Consider the following 17,661-nt stretch of genomic DNA (forward strand, 5'->3'; position numbering starts at 1 on the left):
GCCGGCACTGCCGCGAATGCCGCACCGACATCGCCCGCCAGTCGACGGGCCTGTTCAAAGCCCTCTTCACCCGCCCGCCCTCCAGTTGCTGACCGGCCACCGCGACCGGGTCCGGCCATCGGGCGCTGTGGATGCTTCCCGACATTCGTCGTGTGACTGAGTGCTTCGGTTGGCCACTCCGCATATCGCGGTTGGCCAGGGTCCGGGGATGGGCCCGCAAGGTGTCCTCGACAGGGGCCGGGGCCTCACCGACACTGATCGGCATGGGGGACATCGCGGTGTGGGTCGCGGCTCTCACCGGCGGTACGGCCGTCCTTGCGAGCTGGGTGACCAACCTGGGGAACGTGCGGGCCGCCCGGGTTCAGGCCGAGGCTTCGGCACAAGCTCAGCACCGCGGACGTGTCCGGGAGTTGAGGCGTGCCGCGTACCTGGGCCTGATGGAACACGCGCACGTCAGCGGCGAGTTGTACCGGCGGGTCAGGGACGCGTTCTATAGGATCACCGACCCGGGCCAGCAGCTGACGCGCTTCGAGGAACTGCGTTCAGAGCTGCGCGAAGCCTATGACCCTCTCATGCACAGTGTTCGTGTCGTTGTTCTGGAGGGGCCGTTCGCCGCCGCTGAGGCGGCTCAGGGCGTCTTGGACGCGGCGCAGAAGGTGAACCGATGCCTATGGCGCATCACCTGCGGTGACGCGGACGCGCGCGATCACTTCATCGAGTTGCAGGGTGCGTACCTGCGAGACCTGGGACGGTTCGTCGAAGCAGCGCGCGCGGCGATGGAAGCATCCTGATCGGATGCCTGGGAGCACCCTGCGTGGAGAGTGGAACGTGCTCCACCGGGGTCCGACCTACTTCCGCGTGGTGCTCGCCTGCATCCGAAACCGTTGGCGATGTCGCGCCGTGCGGACTGCGTCTCTAGCGCTGCGGCTGTGTACGCAGCCCGTCGAGGATGAGTGCGAGCATGCGGGGAGCCCGGTCTTCGGGGCTGGAGGCGGCGCGCCAGAGTGCGCCGGTGAGCTGGAGGAAGTCGCCGGGGTCGGCGTCCGTACGGATGCTCCCGTCCTTCTTGCCCGCGTCGAGGAACGCGGTGATGGCGGCGACGACCGGCCCGTGGCTCTGCTCGCTGATCGCCTGGTGCGCGCTGGGGCTGAGCGCGTCGCCGAGGCCGTGTTTCCTGCGCATCGCTTCGACGAGGTCGGTCGTCCAGTGGCGCAGCGCTTCGAGTGGGGACATCCGGGCCAGTAGGTCGGGCACGGTGCCGATGATGCGCGCCACCTCGTCCTGGTAGACGGCCAGGACCAGCGCCTCGCGGGTGGGGAAGTTGCGGTACAGGGTGCCCGGGCCGACGCCGGCCCGCTGGGCGACCTGGTTCATCGACGTGCCGCCGTCTTCGGCGAACGCCTCGCGGGCGGCCGCGAGGATGCGCTCCCTGTTCTCACGGGCGTCGGAACGGACCACGGGATCTCCCCTTGCTAAGTGGAGAGCTCTCCACTACGTTAATCGGAGAGCTCTCCACTTACTTTAGAGGGGCATCATGCAGTACATCAAGCTCGGCACCACCGGCATGGACGTGTCACCGATCGCGATCGGCGCGATGACCTACGGCGAGCCCGACCGCGGGCACCCCGTCTGGTCGAAGGGCGAGGAGGAGGCGCGCCCGCTGATCAAGCACGCGCTGGAGGCGGGGATCAACTTCTTCGACACCGCGAACATGTACTCCAACGGGTCCAGCGAGGAGATCCTCGGCCGCGCCCTCAAGGACTTCGCTGACCGCGACGCCGTGGTGATCGCCACCAAGCTGCGTCATCCGATGCGGCTGGGACCCAATGGCCGGGGGCTGTCGCGCAAGGCGATCATGACCGAGGTCGACCACTCCCTGCGCCGCCTGGGGACCGACTACATCGACCTCTACCAGATTCACCGCAACGACCGCTCCACTCCGTGGGAGGAGACGCTCGAGGCACTCAGCGACCTCGTGAAGGCCGGCAAGGTCCGCTACCTGGGTGCCTCGTCCATGCACGCGTGGGAGTTCGCGAAGGCGCTGCACCTGCAGAGGCGATACGGCTGGTCGCAGTTCGTGTCGATGCAGGACCACTACAACCTCCTCGCCCGTGAAGAAGAGCGCGAGATGATCCCGCTGTGCCTGGACGAGGGCGTCGGCACGATCATCTGGTCTCCGCTGGCCCGCGGACGCCTGGCCCGCGCGTGGGACGACGCCCGCTCCACGGCACGCTCCGAGACGGACGGAGCCTACGCGGACCTCCTCTACTCGCCCGAGCAGGAAGCGTCCAACAAAGCGATCATCGACGCGGTGGGGGAGGCCGCCCACGCGCACGGCGTCAGCCGCGCACAGATCGCGCTCGCCTGGCTGCGACGCCAGCCGGTCGTCACCGCGCCGCTGGTCGGCGCCGGCTCGATCCAGCAGATCGACGAGGCCGTGGCCTCCCTCGATGTCGAACTCACCGACGATGAGGTGCGCGCCCTGCAGGCCCCGTACACGCCGCGGCACGACTGGCAGGGAGTCTCCGACGAGGCCGAGATGGAAGCCATCCGCGAGCGCGTCCCCGGCATGGCCCTCGCGTGAAGGCCATCGTCCGCTCCGGCGCGGCCGCCCGCGCCGGAGCCCTCCTCATCCTGCTCGGCCCGCTGGTGTCCTGGCTCGCCGAGTTCATCACCGCCGCCGCATGGCAGGACCCGCCGTACTCGCCCTTCCACAACTGGGTCAGCCATCTCGGCCTGACCGGCCCGCCGCAGACCGCGTTCGGACAGGTCGCCAACTCCCCCCTCGGCGCCGTCATGGACACCGGCTGGGTGATCTACGGCACCCTCCTGATCGTCGGCGCGTTCCTCGTGTTCGACCCACGCAAGGGCGCCCGCCCAGTCAGCATGGTGAGTCTCGCCGTCCTCTCCGGCATCGGGGTCGCACTCGTCGGCATCTTCCAGGGCTCCAACGCCAACGTCGATAGCGGCCTGATCGCCTTCCACACCCTCGGCGCGCAGGGCGTCATGCTCGCCGGAAACCTCATGGCGATCGCCGTCGGAGCCAACGGAGCCCGCATCGGCCTCGGGAGGAGCCGGTCGATCGCGAGCATCGCACTCGGCACCGCCGGCCTGATCGCGTTCCCCCTCTTCATGGCCGACGTCTTCACCGGCTGGATGTGGAACATCGGCCTGTTCGAGCGCGCCGTGATCTACCCGATCATGATCGGTCACGTCCTCCTCGGAAGCGGCCTGGCCGCTGCCCAGCGCCGTCATGCGACGTGCCCGCCGACACCGCTCCACGTGCAAGTGACGAACTGAGGAGACACCGATGGCACAGGTATTGGTCACCGGAGGCACCGGATTCATCGGCAGCTGGTGCGTCCTGGCACTGCTCGACGCCGGGCACACCGTACGCACCACGGTTCGCGACCCGCGGCGCGAGCCGGCTCTGCGCTCCTGGCTGCACGCAGCCGAGCCGTTCGACGACGACCATCTCACGGTTGTACGCGCCGACCTCGAGCACCGCGACGGCTGGGACGCAGCCGTCGCCGACTGCGACTTCGTCCTCCACGTCGCCTCGCCGACGCTGCGCGGCACACCGGCGAACGACGACGAGATGGTGGTCCCAGCACGCGAGGGCGTCCTGCGGGTTCTGCGTGCCTCCCGCGACGCCGGAGTGCGCCGCGTCGTCCTGACGAGCGCCTTCGGTGCCATCGGGATCGGGCATCCTCCGCGCTCGACCCCGTTCACCGAGGAGGACTGGACCAACATCGACAGCGACATCCCGCCCTACCAGCGCTCCAAGACGCTCGCCGAGCGCGCCGCCTGGCAGTTCGTCGAAGAAGAAGGCGGCGGTCTCGAACTGACAGCGATTCATCCCGTGGGAGTCCTTGGACCACTCCTCGGCCCGGACGACCCACCATCGCTGCGTCTCGTGCGCAGAATGCTCGAGGGACGGGTCCCTGCGTGCCCGCCCTTCGGGATGGGGTACGTCGACGTGCGCGACGTGGCGGACCTGCACCTGCGCGCGATGACAGATCCGGCAGCCGCCGGCGAGCGCTTCCTCGCCATCGCCGGCCACAGCCTGCGCCTCGTCGACCTCGCGCGCATACTGCATGCCCGCATGGGCGAGCGCGCCGCGAAGGCCCCGACCCGCGAGCTGCCGCTGCTGCTCACGCGCGCACTCGGGATCGTCAACCCCGAACTGCGACTGCTCAGGCACCAGCTCGGCCGGGACCTCGACGCCACCAGCGCAAAGGCGGAACGCCTCCTGAGATGGCGGGCGCGTCCCATCGAGGACACCATCGCCGAGACTGCCGAGAGCATCCTCGCCCACGGCATCGTCAAATGACCGGCTCGTGACCGGACAGCGCCCTCAACGCCGGTCGTCCGCAGGACGAGCCGCTGGGCAGGTGCTCCCGTCGCGGGCTGTTCGGCGGGTCCACCGGAGAGCCGCGGTGATGCTGACGCCGAGGGTGTTGCAGGCCCGCCAGACACCGTTCCGGCGGGGACCTCCGTGCGGAGCCGTGAGAGGCCGGAACCGCACCGAAGGGCTCCGGCGCGGCTTCGGCGTGAGATCGGTTGCGCTCGCACGAGTGGTTCCCGGGAGCGGCGCAGGAACGCCTGCCCGAGGAGCCGACCCGCCGCAGGAAGGCACTCCCCGGTGCGAAATACTCTGCCGATGAGATCACGCACTTCCCCGGTCAGCGAGCCGATCACGATTCGGAGGGCCGTCGCGCGGGATGCCAAACGGCTCACGCGGCTCGTGCGTGGCTCAGGCGCCTACGAGGGTAAGTACGCGGCCGCGGTGGCGGGCTACCGGGTCGGACCTGATTACATCGAGGCCCACCGCGCCTTTGTGGCCGTCGGCGCCGACGAGCACGGAGGCCGGGTTCTCGGGTTCTACTCGCTCGTCCTCGCACCACCGGAGCTCGATCTGCTGTTCGTCGCCGACGAAGCGCAAGGACGGGGTATTGGGCGGCAGCTCGTGGCGCACATGCAGTCCGAGGCCCGTGCCGCCGGGATCGACCGTCTCAAGGTTGTGTCGCATGTTCCCGCCGAGGACTTCTACCACCGCGTGGGTGCGGTGCGGACCGGGACCGCGTTGGCGAACCCGCCCGCCGTGCCGTGGGACCGCCCCGAATTCGAGTTTCGCATTCCTCCGGAATGACGTGGTGTGCTGGTGGTCTGTGCATGAGGCGAGGGCGAGGTTGTGGAGATGGGCGACGGCTAGGTGGGTGGCGTTGTGCTCCTCCTCGCCCGGGCGAGTGCGACGGGGTAGGCGAGGGCACCAGGAGACAGGTGCTCCTGCCATGACGCCGTGACGGGGCCAGGGGCCGTGGGCAGCAGCAGGGACCGCCCCGCCGTCGAGTGGAGCAGGACACGGCGGGCCGTTGAGGACCGACAGTGGCGCGAGGTCGCGGCCGAAGGGCAGGAATTCCGCCGGCTCATCTACGCCGACCACGTCGGCCTGTTCGCCGAAGAGACCGGCCTGTCCGGCGAACGGTTTGGAGACTTCCCGCAAGCCGTCACCCGCTTGGCCCTGATCGGTGCCGTCCGGGCCCTGGACGATGAGCTCGACCGTGGCGAAGGCAGGACCGGTTGGCCGCACGAACCCTAGGCTGGCAGCTGGCGCAGGTGCCGCGTCACGGTCACTGCTGCGGCGCCTTCGGCGGTGTTGCCGTCCCGGGGCCGGTGGCATGGGCCCGGCCGGCGCGCGGCAGCAGCGCCGCCGCGGTCAGTCCGCCCAGGCCCACGACCGCAAGCGCCGCCATGGCCGCCGCGTACGCGCCCTTGCTGAGCCCCGAGACCAGGATCGTGCCCGCGACGGCCGTGCCGAGTGAGGAGCCGAGGTTGGAGATGCTCCGCGACAGGCCGGAGATCTCGCCCTGCTGCGTCTCGGGGAAGCACGACTGGACCAGGTTCACCGACGGGGTGAGCATCACCCCCAGACCCAGCCCGATCAGCAGCAGGCCGGGGGCGAACGCCCAGGCGCCGGGCTTCCAGGAGACCAGGGCCAGCAGCATGGCGATGCCGGCGATCGTCACGACGAAGCCCGCCATGATGAGGGTGCGCTGTGCACGGCGCCGGGCCAGCTTCTCGGCGGCCAGTGAGGAAGCGAGGATGCCGAGGGTCGCGGCGGTGAAGATGACGCCGGTGTCGATTGCGTCGTAGCCGCGGACGACCTGCAGGTAGGCGGCGACAGTGAAGGAGACGCCCATCAGCATCAGCCACTGCGTGTTCTGGGTGACCAGGCCGAGGTTGGAGATGCGATTGCGGAACAGGTCCGTCGACAGCAGCGCCTCCCGGCCGGAGCGCTCGCGGCCGCGCACCCAGGCGAAGAAGCCGACCAGCACCAATGCACCGGCCAGCAGCAGGCCCAGTGCCAGCCAGCCGTTGTTGTCGACGGCCAGGATTCCCGTGACGAGCAGTACCAGGCCCGCCGCCGACAGCACAGCTCCGACCGTGTCGAAGGGTCGGGTGGGGTCGGGCGGCAGCGGATCGGTGATTCCTCGGCTGAGAACCACGATCACCACGATCACCAGCGCCTGGAACACGAACGCGGCCCGCCAGCTGATCGCGCTCGTGATCAGCCCGCCGATCAGCGGACCGGCGGCCGCCCCGATCCCGCCCATCGCCATGATCGCGCCGAACGCACGCGCCCGGGATGCCACATCGGTGAACAGCAGCGTGGTCAGGATGTACACCGGCGGGATCAACAGTGCCGTACCCACACCCTCCAGAATCGAGTTCCCGAGGATCAGCACGCCCAGCCCTGGCGCGGCCGCACTGAGCACCGCCCCCACCCCGTAGACCACGAGCCCCGCCAGCAGGCAGCGCTTGCGCCCCCACTTGTCGGTCAGCTTCCCGCCCGGGATCATCAGCGCGGCCATCACCAGCAGGAAGATCGTGATCGCGGTCTGGACACCCTGCACGGTGGTGTCCAGGTCCTCGCTGATGTCGTTGATCATCACGTTCATGTTGGAGCCGGCGAAGCTGCAGATGAACTGGGCCAACGCCAGCGGAGCGAGCACCCGCCGTGCCCCCGCCGCACGTCCCCCGGCTCCTGTCGCTGCCGTGCCCGCCATGCCACCACCTGCCCGTTTGCCGCTTTTGATGTCCTGAGAACTGGCCCTCGTCGCCGCGAGCGGCCCGGCGCTGACGGAACGCAACCGCCGCCAAGACCGTCGCATGGTCGTCCGCTGTGGCGTCGAAGGCGCGCAGCAGGAGCCACCTTCAACAGACTCCACAAGAACCTCGACCGCCACTCCGGGCGGCCGGATCGCGATCCCGGCGGCACTCCACTCTCTGTGGAGCGTCTTCGCCGAGGAGAGGAACGCCAGCCGGCCGACCGCATCCTCGTCTTCTACCGGATGAATTGTCGCCCTTTGTTCTCAAGTTGATGGGCGGGGGCGACGTCCCTATCTACGATGGCGGCCTGGCCGCTGCGTGGAGCGGCGAACCGACGCCGGCCGGTTGCGAGGCCGGCTAGGAGGACGGTGGCTCATGGCGTACGACAGGGAGCTCGCAGACCGTATTCGTGAAGCCCTGGCGGGAGTGACGCAGGTGCGCGAGGTGCGCATGTTCGGCGGGCTCAGCTTCATGGTCAACGGCAAGATCACCGCTACTGCGAACGCCGGCGGTCAGCTCATGGTCCGCTGCGATCCCGACAGAGTCGAGGCCTTGCTCGAGCGCGAAGGTGCCAGCTGGCCGGAGATGCGTGGCCGCAAGATGAGTAAGGGCTGGATCGTTGTCGACGATGGCGGCACTGCATCGGACCAGGCATTCAAATTCTGGTTGGACGAAGCGCTGGACTACAACACGAAGGTAAGCGCCGGCGGTTGATATGGCCCTGCGTGACCTTTGCCGCCGCAGAGGCGGAACGCTGGCTGGAGGACCAGACCCAGATGCCGCGAGAGCTCTCGCGGAACAACAGCAGGCCTACGCGGAACAGCTGCAAGCGGAGGTGGCCGTCAGGCCGGCCGAACGACAGGACGCGCGGGGTCGGCGGGCAGCCGACCGGATGGCTTTGCACCCCTGCGTCGCGGTCTGCCGCTCGACACACCGGGCGAGAGGCCTCCCTCGCCCGCCAGGCCGCGCGGTGGATCACCACCACCCCGTCTCGGCATGCAGGCGGTGGTCTTTCCCTTGGCCTGCGCTGAAGAGGCAGGCTGCGTGGCGCGACGACGGCGAGGCGATTCCAGCTGGCAGACCAAGACGCTGGGGAGTAGGGGCACAGTGGCGGGGTATACGGTGCGTCGTCGGCCGCTTCGGCGGCGTGAACGACCTGGGAGGGGAACAGCATGGCGCCCATGAGCATGGTGGCAGCACAAACCCGGACGGCCGAGCTGCCCGAGGTCGCTGACCCGTCCCGGGTGGCGCCCAAGGACGCCCGCGAACTGTCCAAGCTGTTCTTCCAGCAGCTGGCCGTGCTGGAAGAAGGCACCCCGGAGTATCAGTACGCGCGGAACACGCTGATCGAGATGAACATGTCCCTGGTCCGCTTCGCGGCGGGCCGGTTCCGCAGCCGCGGGCCGGAGGAGATGGAGGACATCGTCCAGGTCGGCATGATCGGGCTGATCAAGGCGATCGACCGCTTCGAGTTGTCCCGGGAGGTGGAGTTCACCTCGTTCGCCATTCCCTACATCGTCGGTGAGATCAAGCGGTTCTTCCGTGACACCACCTGGGCCGTGCACGTACCGCGTCGGCTGCAGGAAGCCCGGGTCCAGCTGGCCCGTGCCACCGAGGAACTGCGCAGCCGGCTGGGCCGCACCCCGACGGTCAAGGAGCTGTCGGAGCTGATGAGCCTGCCCGAGGACGAGGTCCGCGAGGCCCGCCTGGCCGCCAACGGCTACAACTCCGCTTCCCTGGACGCCACGATCAGCGGCAGCGCGGACGGCGAAGCCGTCCTGCAGGACTTCATCGGCGCACAGGACACGGATCTGGAGCTGGTGGAGGACTTCCACGCCCTTGCCCCGCTGATCGCCGAACTCGACGAGCGCGACCGGCAGATCATCCATATGCGGTTCGTCGAGGAATGCACCCAGGCGCAGATCGGCGAACGCCTGGGTGTCTCCCAGATGCACGTCTCCCGGCTCCTGTCCCGCACCCTTGCCCGACTGCGCGAAGGCATGCTCACCACTCGCTGACACCGGACGGGCGGTTACGGTGCGGGGCGAAGCCGACGCCGACCTCCACCGCCCATTTGTCGTCCCGCGTGCGCCATGTGACCCGCGCCCCCGTGACCCGGCCTGCCGGGGCGGGGGCTGCGCTCGGCGGCCCGCCACCCGCTCGGGTGAAGACACGGCAGCGGTGGAACCCTCACAGAGGCACCGGGCGTAGTGCCGTAGATGGACCCGATCCACGAGACGCACGTGAGCGAGCCGGGCCTGCTTGTCGTCGACGTCGCGGCCGCCGACGACGCCACCGCACCCGGCTTCCAGCAGCTGCTCGCCGACCGGTGGGCGACGGCCACAAACGACGGCATCGAACCGGAGACGCCGGCGTCTCCGGTCCTGCCGGCGCGATCCAACTCGAGGTGGGGCGCCACCCGTACGCAACTTCCCGCAGGATGATCCATGGGCCATCACGTCTCAGTGGGCGTTGCAGCTCATCTCTGCGGGTCGGGTCTTGTGTCGGCCGGCCGACTGCGATTGCTGTGCCAGTCCAGTATCAGGACCGTGGCGTCGTCCTTGAGGCTGCCCTGGCAGGCGTCGAGCACCGCGGCGGTCAGGCTCCGGACGGCTTCTCGCGGGTGCAGCGCGCGGGTGTCGTGAACGATCGAGGCCAGGTCGACGGCCGCGGCACCGCGCTCCTGCATGCCGTCGGTGAGCAGGACCAGGCGGTCCCCGGGACGCAAGTGCAGTTTCTGCAGGTGGTAGGGGGTGGGTGCCGCTACGCCGAACGGCAGGTTGGCGGCGAGTGCCACCTCCTTGACGGTGTTGTCACGCATCAGCAGCGGCCGGGGGTGGCCGGCGTTGACCAGTTCGCACAGGCCCGTTTCGAGGTCGACGCACAGCAGCTGTCCGGTGGCCAGGCCGCTGCTGTGGCTCAGCAGAGCCTGATGGGCGTGGTGGGCCTGCTTGAGGGCGTCGCAGCCGCTGCGGCGTGCCCGCCGCAGCGCGCCGACCAGCAGGGTGGCAAGCAGCGCGGAGTTCGTGTCGTGGCCCATGGCGTCGGTGATCGACAGATGCAGGGTGTCGCGGTCGAGGGTGTAGTCGTAGGTGTCGCCACCGATGTCGTCGGCCGGGACCAGCCCGGCGGCCAGAGTGAACTGGGCGGCCTCGCAACAGGGGGCCGAGGGCAGGAGTTGGTGCTGGATCTCCGCGGCCAGGCTGGTCTCTGTGGTGCGCCGGCCCAGGTGGTACAGGTCGGTGAAGCGCCGGTCCGTGACGATGATGTAGGCCAGTGTGTGGGCCGCGTCGCGGACCTGTCGCAGCACCGTGTCGTCCGCGGACTGCAGGGTCACCTCCAGGACGCCGATGCAGTCGCCGCGGTTGGTGACCGGTGTGATGACGCGCCGTCCGCCCTGGCTGTCCGGCGCCACATACTGGCGCTGGCTCTGCAGCACGCTGTCGTAGACGCTGCCCTGCAGGTCGATCGGCTCGCCAGGGTCGGCGGGCTCGTCGCCGGCTGCGGCGAGGCGTACCAGCCGCTGGCCGATGAGGTCGACAAACAGAAAGGACACGCTCTCGGCACCGAACCGCTTCTGCAGGTCGTGTGCCACGACGTCGACGGACTCACCGGGCGGGGCCGCTTCCGCAGCGGCCAGCAATTCGCCCAGTTCAAGGTCTCCACCCTTCACAGCAACCTCCTGTCGGTTGCCGCATCTTCTTCCCCGAGTCTGCGCAACCTCACCTGATCGGCCCATTTTGCCTGGTCAGGGCAGCTGGCCAGATCGGTACGAACAGATCCCGGGACATCAGGCGGCGGGAACGAGCGCTCAAGCCCATCCCTCGAGGCAAGTGAGGCTCCTGCGGGCCAGGTGTTCACCCTGGACGGTCGGCGCATCGTTGACAGGGGCAGCTTCTCCTACGCGATCGGTCACGGGTGAGGGTCTGTTCGAGCGCATGCTCGGCCAGCTCGACCACTGCCTGACCAACCATCAGAAGTTCGATGAAGTGATCGCCTTCGACACGCCCGCACCAGCACTCCTCGTGGCAGCTGCTTGCAACGGATCATGGCCGAACGTGCGGGAATCCCGCTGCTCCGCCACCGCGTCATCCGTACGCCGACATCTGGCCGGCACCTGACCTGCCGGTCAGCCGGTCCGGCAGCACGCTCTGCGTGCGGTGCTGCGTCTTCTTCCCTATGGGCCCCTGGCCGCCGACGGCAGTCTGCTGCAAAACACGGCTTGGAGGCTCACAGTGACAGCAGGACCGGCCCCCGAGAGGGCCTTGGACGGCGTCGACACCCGCACCGCATCCTTTGCCCAGCGCCGACTGTGGTTCATGGACCAGCTCGCCGGCTCCTCCAGCGGGTCGATGCTCCCGCTGGTCCTGAGGCTGAGCGGTTCCCTGGACGTGGACCGGCTGCACCGGTCGCTGTCCGCGATCGTGGACCGGCATGAGGTGCTGCGCTCGAGGTTCACCGCCGTCGACGGTGAACCCGTTCAGGTGGTCCACGCCCCGGCCGGCATCGTCCTGGAACGCGCCGAGGTGAGTGGTCCGGACGAGCTCTACCGCCGCTACCTCGGGCGGCCCGTCGACCTGGCCGCGCAGCACCCGGTCCGGGCCGTCCTCGCACGCGTCGCGGCGGACGAGCACCTGCTGCTGATCGAGGTGCACCACATCGCCGTGGACGGCTGGTCCTGGGGCGTGCTGCTGGAGGAACTCGCCGCCGGGTACCGCGGTGAGGCCGTCGCCGCGCCCGCCGTCTCCTACAGCGACCTGGCATGTGCCCAGGCGGAACGTCTGCGTGGCCCGCGGCTGGAGCGGCTGCTCGCGCACTGGCGGGAGCGCCTGTCCGGACTCACTCCGCTGGACCTGCCGACGGACCGGCCGCGGCCTCGTACCTGGGATGGTGCAGGTGACGTCGTCCGCTTCGATCTGCCCGCCGACGTGGTCGCCGCTGTCGACTCCTACGCCCGTTCCCGCCGTGCCACCCGGTACATGTTCCTGCTCACCGCCTATCAGGTGCTTCTCGGGCACTGGGCGGGCCGCGAGGACGTCGCCGTGTGCAGCACCCTGGCCGAGCGGTCCCGGCCCGGTGCCGCCGGACTCATCGGCCCGCTGGTCAACACCGTCGTCCTGCGGTCCGACCTCGGTGGCGCGCCGGGGTTCGCCGGCCTGCTGGACCGGGTGCGCAGCCGTGTCCCGGTCGATCTCGCGCACGCCGAGGCACCGTTCGACCTCGTCGTGGGCGCCCTCGGCGGCTCCCGCGACCTGTCCCGGCACCCGCTCGCGCAGGCGTCGTTCACCCTCCTCAACGCGCCGATCCAGCCGGTGCGGATGCCCGATCTGGATGTTTCTCTGGTCGAACCGCCGCTGTCCGAGACCCCGTTGGACGTGTTCCTCGACCTCACCCTGCGTACGGACGGCAGCATCGCCGCACTCCTGCAGTACGCCACTGCCTTGTTCGACGCCGCCACCATGCGCGTTTTCGCCCAGGCGTACGCGGCCCTGATCCGGGCCGTGCTGGCCGCGCCCGACACGCCGGTGCGGGAGTTGGTCCGCGCCCTTCCCGCGCGTCCGGGTGCGCTCGCCCGGCCTCGCCCCGACTGGCATGGTGCCCCCGACCGTCCCGCCGGTCCGGCGCCCGGCCTTGCCTTCTCCGGCGATCCCGCGGCGGTCGCGCTGCGGTGCGGTGGAGAGAGCGCCACGTATGCGGAACTCGAGGCGATGACCGGCGGTCTGGCGGCCGCGCTGCGTGCCGCGGATGTCGAGCCGGGTGACGCGGTGGGGGTGTTGCTGCGTCGGGGCCTGTGGTCGGTCGCGGCCATCGAGGGCATCTGGCGGGCGGGCGGCGTCTACGTGCCTCTCGATCCCGAACTCCCCGCCGAGCGTTTGCGGTACATGGCACAGCAGGCACGCCTGGCCTGCGTGATCACCGACCCGGCGACCGCGGCCGGCGCCGCCGAGCTCGCCCGGGTCCGCCTGGACACCAGCACCGTCGTCCCGCGCCCGGACGGACCCCGCCACCGGCCGCACCCGAGGGAACTGGCCCATGTCATCTTCACCTCCGGTTCCACCGGACACCCCAAGGCGGTCGGCGTCGAGCACGCCGCCCTCGCCTCCCACGTGGCCGCCGTCCGCGCACGCCTCGGCATCACCGCCGCCGACCGCGTCCTGGCCTTCGCCTCGTTCTCCTTCGACGCCTCCCTCGACCAGGTCCTGCCCGCCCTGACCACGGGCGCCTGCGTCGTCATGCGGCCCGACGAGCCGTGGCTGCCCACCCAGGTTCCCGAGATCGTCCAGCGGCACGCCCTGACCGTCGTCAACGTGCCCCCCACCTACTGGGCCGAACTGACACTCTCCCTCGACCGCCGCCTTGCCGCCGCCCTCGGCACCCTGCGCCTGTTGGTCCTGGGCGGCGAGGCCGTCCCGCCCGACACCCTCGCCGCGTGGCGCGCCGCCGTCCCCGGTGTCCGCGTCTGCAACGCCTACGGCCCCACCGAGACCACGGTCACCGCCACCACCTACGACGCCGACGACCCGCCCGCCCACACCGTGCCCATCGGCCGGCCGCTGGGGGAGCGCCGCGTGTACGTCGTCGACGGCGACGACGAGCCTGTCCCGGTCGGTGTCGGAGGTGAACTCCTCATCGGTGGGACAGAGGTGGCGCGCGGCTACCTCGGGCTGCCGGCGCTCACCGCCGACCGCTTCGTGCCCGACCCGTTCGGGCCGCCCGGTGGACGCCTCTACCGCACCGGCGACATCGTGCGCTGGACACCCGGCGGGGACCTGGAGTTCCTCGGCCGCCGCGACGACCAGGTCAAGATCCGCGGTTTCCGTATCGAGCTCGGGGAGGTGGAGACGGTGCTGCGGGCCTGCCCACTGGTCACGCAGGCCGCCGCCCGTCCCGACCGCGCCACCGGCCGCAGTCTCATCGGCTACGTGGTGCCCGCCGCGGACGCCGAGGCCGTTCCCGACCGGGCCGAGCTGCGTGCCTGGTGCGCGCGTCACCTGCCGCAGCACGCCGTCCCCTCGGATTTCGTCGTCCTGGACGCCCTGCCGGTCGGTGTCTCCGGCAAGCTCGACCGGTCCGCGCTGCCCGACCCCGAGCACACCCGTACCGCGGTCGGCCCCGCCTACGCCGCACCGCGCGACGACACGGAGCGGATCGTCGCGGAGGTGTGGGCCGATGTCCTGGGCCTGGACCGGGTCGGGCTGGACGACAGCTTCTTCGACCTCGGCGGTCATTCCCTGCTCGCCACCATGGCCGTCTCCCGGATCGCCCAGCGCCTGGGGCGCGAGGTCGAGCTGCGCACCGTCTTCGAGCACCCCACCGTGCGCGGCTTCGCCCCCGTGGTGGCCGACGCGGGCGTCTCGGGAGCCACCGACGTGGTGCCCGTCGACCGTGACCGGCCCCTGCCGCTGTCCTTCGCCCAGGAGCGGCTGTGGTTCCTGGACCGCACCTCCGACACGGGCGAGTCCTACCTGCTCTGGTACTGCTGGCGGGTCCGCGGCGGCCTGGACCGTGCCGCCTGGCAGCAGGCCCTGGACGACCTGGTCGCCCGCCACGAGGTGCTGCGCACCGCCCTCATCGAGAGCGAGGGGCGCCCGGTGCAGGAGGTGTGCGCGCCGGTCGGGGTGCCGCTGCACTGGGAGCGGGTGCCCGAGGCCGCCGACAGGCAGGACCGCGTGGCGGAGCTCCGCCCACGCGCCGCGGCCTTCGCCACCCGTCGCTTCGACCTCGCCCGGCCGCCCCTGCTGCGCTCGGGTGTGTGGGAACTGGCCGACGACGACCACGTCGTTCTGATCAGCCTGCACCACGCGGTGACCGACGGCTGGTCCAAGGGCGTCCTGCTGGACGAACTCGCCCAGCGCTACCACGCCCGCCTGAGGGGTGAGCGCGCCGCGCTGCCGCCCCTGCCCGTGCAGTACGGCGACTTCGCCGTCTGGCAGCGCGACCGAGCCGACAGCGGCGCCATGGAGGCCCAACTGGCCTACTGGCAGGACGTCCTCGACGGCGCACCGGTGCTGGACCTGCCCACCGACCGGCCCCGTCCCGCCGTGTTCACCGGCCGGGGCGGCGCCGTCGAGATCGCGCTGCCCCATGACCTCGTCGACCGTGTCGACACCCTGGCCCGGGAGCACGGGGCCAGCCGCTTCATGGTGCTGCTCGCCGCCGCGCAGGCGGTGCTGGCCCGCTGGACCGGCCAGAGCGACATCACGGTCGGCACGCCCGTCGCGGGGCGCGGTCGGCTCGAACTGGAGCCCTTGGTCGGCTTCTTCGTCAACACGGTCGTCCTGCGCACGGACCTGTCCGGGCGGCCGACGCTCGCCACCCTCGTGGACCGGGTCCGCGACGTGGTCCTGGGCGCCTTCGACCACCAGGAAGTCCCCTTCGAGAAGGTCGTGGAACGGCTGCGACCCGAACGGGACCTGTCCCGCAATCCGCTCTTCCAGGTCATGGTCGACGTCCAGGACGCCTCAACCGGCGGTTGTGCGCTGCCGGGCCTGGAGGCCACCGACCTCGCCCTGCCGTGGAGTTCGGCCAAGTTCGACCTGACCGCGACCTTCGTGATCCGGGACGCCGGTTTCGCCCTCAACGTCGAGTACGCGGCCGACCTCTTCGACCCGGCCACCGCCACCCGCTTCGCCGACCACGTCGGCCGCCTCCTGCACACCCTCGTGGACTGCCCGGACGTACGCGTCGACGAAGCGCCCCTGCTCCTGCCGGACGAACGCCGCGGCCTGCTCGCCGCCGCCGGTGGCAGCACCGCCCCGCCGCCGGCCTTCGCGGTGGCGGGGCAGCCGGAGGCGACGGCCGTCGTCTGCGAGGACACCGCCCTCACCTACGCCGAACTCGACGCCCGCACCGCCGGCATCGCGGCCGCGCTCGCGGCCGCGGGGGCGGCCCCCTCGGACACGGTCGGCGTGTGCATGGGACGGGGCGTCGCAGCGGTCGCGGCCATGCTCGCCGTCTGGCGGGCGGGCGGCGTCTACGTCCCGCTCGACCCCCAGCTGCCGACACCACGCCTGCGGCACATGCTCCAGGAGGCGGGCGTGCGGCACGTGGTGTGCGACGCGCGCACCCGGGACACCGTCGACACCCTCGACGTGCGGTCCGTCAGCGCCGACGACGCACCGCCGCAGGCCGACGGCCCGCGCCACACTCCCCGTCCCGACGACCTCGCCTACGTCATCTTCACCTCGGGCTCCACCGGCCGGCCCAAGGCCGTCGGGGTCGAACACCACGCCCTCGACGCCCATGTCGCCGCCGCCCGCGAGCTGTTCGCGCTGACCTGCCGGGACCGGGTGCTCACCTTCGCCTCGACCTCCTTCGACGCCTCCCTGGAACAGGTCCTGCCCGCGCTCAGCGTCGGAGCGAGCGTGCTCGTGCGGCCCGACGAGATCTGGGCCCCGGAGGAACTGGCCGACCGGGTCGCCGCGGCCGGGATCACCGTCATGGAACTGACCCCCTCCTACTGGGCGGAGTTCGTGGCCCGCCTGGACGCGCTGGCCCCTCGACTGGGCACGGTGCGGATGCTGGTGACCGGGGGAGAGGCACTGCCCGCCGACCCGCTGGAGCGCTGGTTCGCGCACCTGCCCGGCGTTGCGGTCGTCAACACCTACGGGCCCACCGAGGCGGTCGTCTCGGCCACCGCGCACACCCTGCGGGCCCGCCCGGAGGGCAGGGTGCCCATCGGCCGGGCGCTGGGCAGCCGCCGCACCTACGTCGTCGACCCCCGCGGTGAGCTGGCCCCGCACGGCGTCCCGGGCGAACTCCTCGTCGGAGGGCCGGAGTTGGCCCGCGGCTATCTCGGCCGGCCCGCCCTGACGGCAGAGCGGTTCGTGCCCGACCCGCACGGCGGACCCGGCGCCCGCCTCTACCGCACCGGCGACGTCGTGCGCCGACTGCCCTCCGGAGAGCTGGAGTTCCTCGGCCGCAACGACGACCAGGTCAAGATCCGCGGATTCCGTGTCGAACCCGGCGAGGCCGAGGCGGTCCTGCGGGCTCACCCCGGGGTTCGCGGCGCCGCCGTCCTCGTCCGCACCCTGCACGGCGAGCCCGCACTGGTAGGCTACGTCGCCGGCGACGGCCTCTCCGAGGAGTCCCTGGCCACCCACTGCCGGGCACACCTGCCCCACTACCTCATCCCGTCGGCGTTCGTCCTGCTCGACGCCCTGCCGCTGACCGTCCAGGGCAAGCTGGACGCCGCGGCGCTGCCCGAGCCCGTGGTCCGCGAGACGCACACCCTGGTGCCGCCGCGAACCCCGGCCGAGACGGTCGTCGCCCAGATCTGGTGCGAGGTCCTCGACCTGCCCCGGGTCGGCGTCCACGACGACTTCTTCGCGCTGGGCGGCCACTCCCTGCGCGCGGTATCGGTCGCCTCCCGGCTGCGCATCGCCTTCGACTGCTCCTTCCAGGTCAGGGACCTGTTCGAACACCCCACCGTCGAGCGGCTCGCTGCCGAGGTGGAACGCCGCCTGCTGGAGCTGATCTCCCAGATGAGCGACGACGAGATCGACCTGTCCCTCACCGCCGACCTCTGACCTCCGGCCGGCCGCCGTC

14 protein-coding genes are annotated in these 17,661 nt (G+C 70.8%); 11 read left to right on the forward strand and 3 right to left on the reverse strand.

The genetic code is table 11. The annotated features are described in order from the left end of the window. Window positions 1–263: 263 nt before the first annotated feature. The gene (locus tag ACIOHP_RS13115; RefSeq protein ID WP_401886588.1) at window positions 264–791 is read left to right on the forward strand and encodes a hypothetical protein; all 528 of its coding nucleotides are present in this window, start codon (window positions 264–266) and stop codon (window positions 789–791) included. A 124-nt stretch (window positions 792–915) separates the two neighbouring features. On the opposite strand, the gene ACIOHP_RS13120 is transcribed toward ACIOHP_RS13115, so the two are convergent. Then, entirely contained in the window at window positions 916–1,458 is a 543-nt protein-coding gene (locus ACIOHP_RS13120) for a TetR/AcrR family transcriptional regulator (protein ID WP_401886591.1), read from the reverse strand. A 76-nt stretch (window positions 1,459–1,534) separates the two neighbouring features. Between ACIOHP_RS13120 and ACIOHP_RS13125 the strand changes: the two genes are divergently transcribed. The 5 genes from ACIOHP_RS13125 to ACIOHP_RS13145 all read left to right on the forward strand — a co-directional run bounded on the left by ACIOHP_RS13125 (window position 1,535) and on the right by ACIOHP_RS13145 (window position 5,602). Continuing rightward, complete coding sequence (locus ACIOHP_RS13125; protein ID WP_361550187.1) at window positions 1,535–2,584, forward strand: aldo/keto reductase; 1,050 nt, start codon at window positions 1,535–1,537, stop codon at window positions 2,582–2,584. Beyond that, window positions 2,581–3,300, forward strand: coding sequence for a DUF998 domain-containing protein (locus tag ACIOHP_RS13130; protein ID WP_401886594.1), 720 nt, complete (start codon window positions 2,581–2,583; stop codon window positions 3,298–3,300). Before ACIOHP_RS13125 ends, ACIOHP_RS13130 begins: the two co-directional genes overlap by 4 nt. Window positions 3,301–3,310: 10 nt before the next feature. Further along, a complete protein-coding gene (locus ACIOHP_RS13135) occupies window positions 3,311–4,333 on the forward strand; it encodes an SDR family oxidoreductase (RefSeq protein ID WP_401886596.1) in 1,023 nt (340 codons plus the stop codon). A 330-nt stretch (window positions 4,334–4,663) separates the two neighbouring features. Continuing rightward, entirely contained in the window at window positions 4,664–5,152 is a 489-nt protein-coding gene (locus ACIOHP_RS13140) for a GNAT family N-acetyltransferase (protein WP_361550181.1), read from the forward strand. Between the two features lie 168 nt (window positions 5,153–5,320). Then, window positions 5,321–5,602, forward strand: a complete 282-nt coding sequence (locus tag ACIOHP_RS13145; protein WP_401886599.1) for a hypothetical protein — start codon at window positions 5,321–5,323, stop codon at window positions 5,600–5,602. Window positions 5,603–5,633: 31 nt separating this feature from the next. On the opposite strand, the gene ACIOHP_RS13150 is transcribed toward ACIOHP_RS13145, so the two are convergent. Beyond that, entirely contained in the window at window positions 5,634–7,070 is a 1,437-nt protein-coding gene (locus ACIOHP_RS13150) for an MFS transporter (RefSeq protein ID WP_401886603.1), read from the reverse strand. A gap of 418 nt (window positions 7,071–7,488) precedes the next feature. Here ACIOHP_RS13150 and ACIOHP_RS13155 point away from each other — a divergent pair, with 418 nt between their 5' ends. From ACIOHP_RS13155 to ACIOHP_RS13165, 3 genes are all read left to right on the forward strand, one after another. Further along, window positions 7,489–7,827 carry a TfoX/Sxy family protein gene (locus ACIOHP_RS13155; protein ID WP_401886606.1) on the forward strand — a complete coding sequence of 113 codons (339 nt, stop codon included), beginning with the start codon at window positions 7,489–7,491 and terminating at the stop codon, window positions 7,825–7,827. Window positions 7,828–8,285: 458 nt separating this feature from the next. Beyond that, the gene (locus ACIOHP_RS13160) at window positions 8,286–9,131 is read left to right on the forward strand and encodes an RNA polymerase sigma factor SigF (protein WP_361550174.1); all 846 of its coding nucleotides are present in this window, start codon (window positions 8,286–8,288) and stop codon (window positions 9,129–9,131) included. 201 nt (window positions 9,132–9,332) lie between these two features. Beyond that, entirely contained in the window at window positions 9,333–9,557 is a 225-nt protein-coding gene (locus ACIOHP_RS13165; protein ID WP_401886609.1) for a DUF6207 family protein, read from the forward strand. Window positions 9,558–9,592: 35 nt separating this feature from the next. Here the strand turns inward: ACIOHP_RS13165 and ACIOHP_RS13170 are convergent, their stop codons facing one another. Next, window positions 9,593–10,786, reverse strand: coding sequence for a PP2C family protein-serine/threonine phosphatase (locus tag ACIOHP_RS13170; protein ID WP_401886611.1), 1,194 nt, complete (start codon window positions 10,784–10,786; stop codon window positions 9,593–9,595). 265 nt (window positions 10,787–11,051) lie between these two features. On the opposite strand from ACIOHP_RS13170, the gene ACIOHP_RS13175 reads away from it, so the two are divergent. Continuing rightward, complete coding sequence (locus tag ACIOHP_RS13175; protein WP_401886614.1) at window positions 11,052–11,234, forward strand: hypothetical protein; 183 nt, start codon at window positions 11,052–11,054, stop codon at window positions 11,232–11,234. A gap of 114 nt (window positions 11,235–11,348) precedes the next feature. Continuing rightward, on the forward strand, window positions 11,349–17,642 hold the full coding sequence (locus ACIOHP_RS13180; protein WP_401886617.1) for an amino acid adenylation domain-containing protein: 6,294 nt from the start codon (window positions 11,349–11,351) through the stop codon (window positions 17,640–17,642). The last annotated feature ends 19 nt before the right edge of the window (window positions 17,643–17,661 follow it).

The organism is Streptomyces sp. NPDC087859, from assembly GCF_044742595.1.
In the GTDB taxonomy this organism is placed as follows: Bacteria; Actinomycetota; Actinomycetes; order Streptomycetales; family Streptomycetaceae; genus Streptomyces; species Streptomyces canus_F.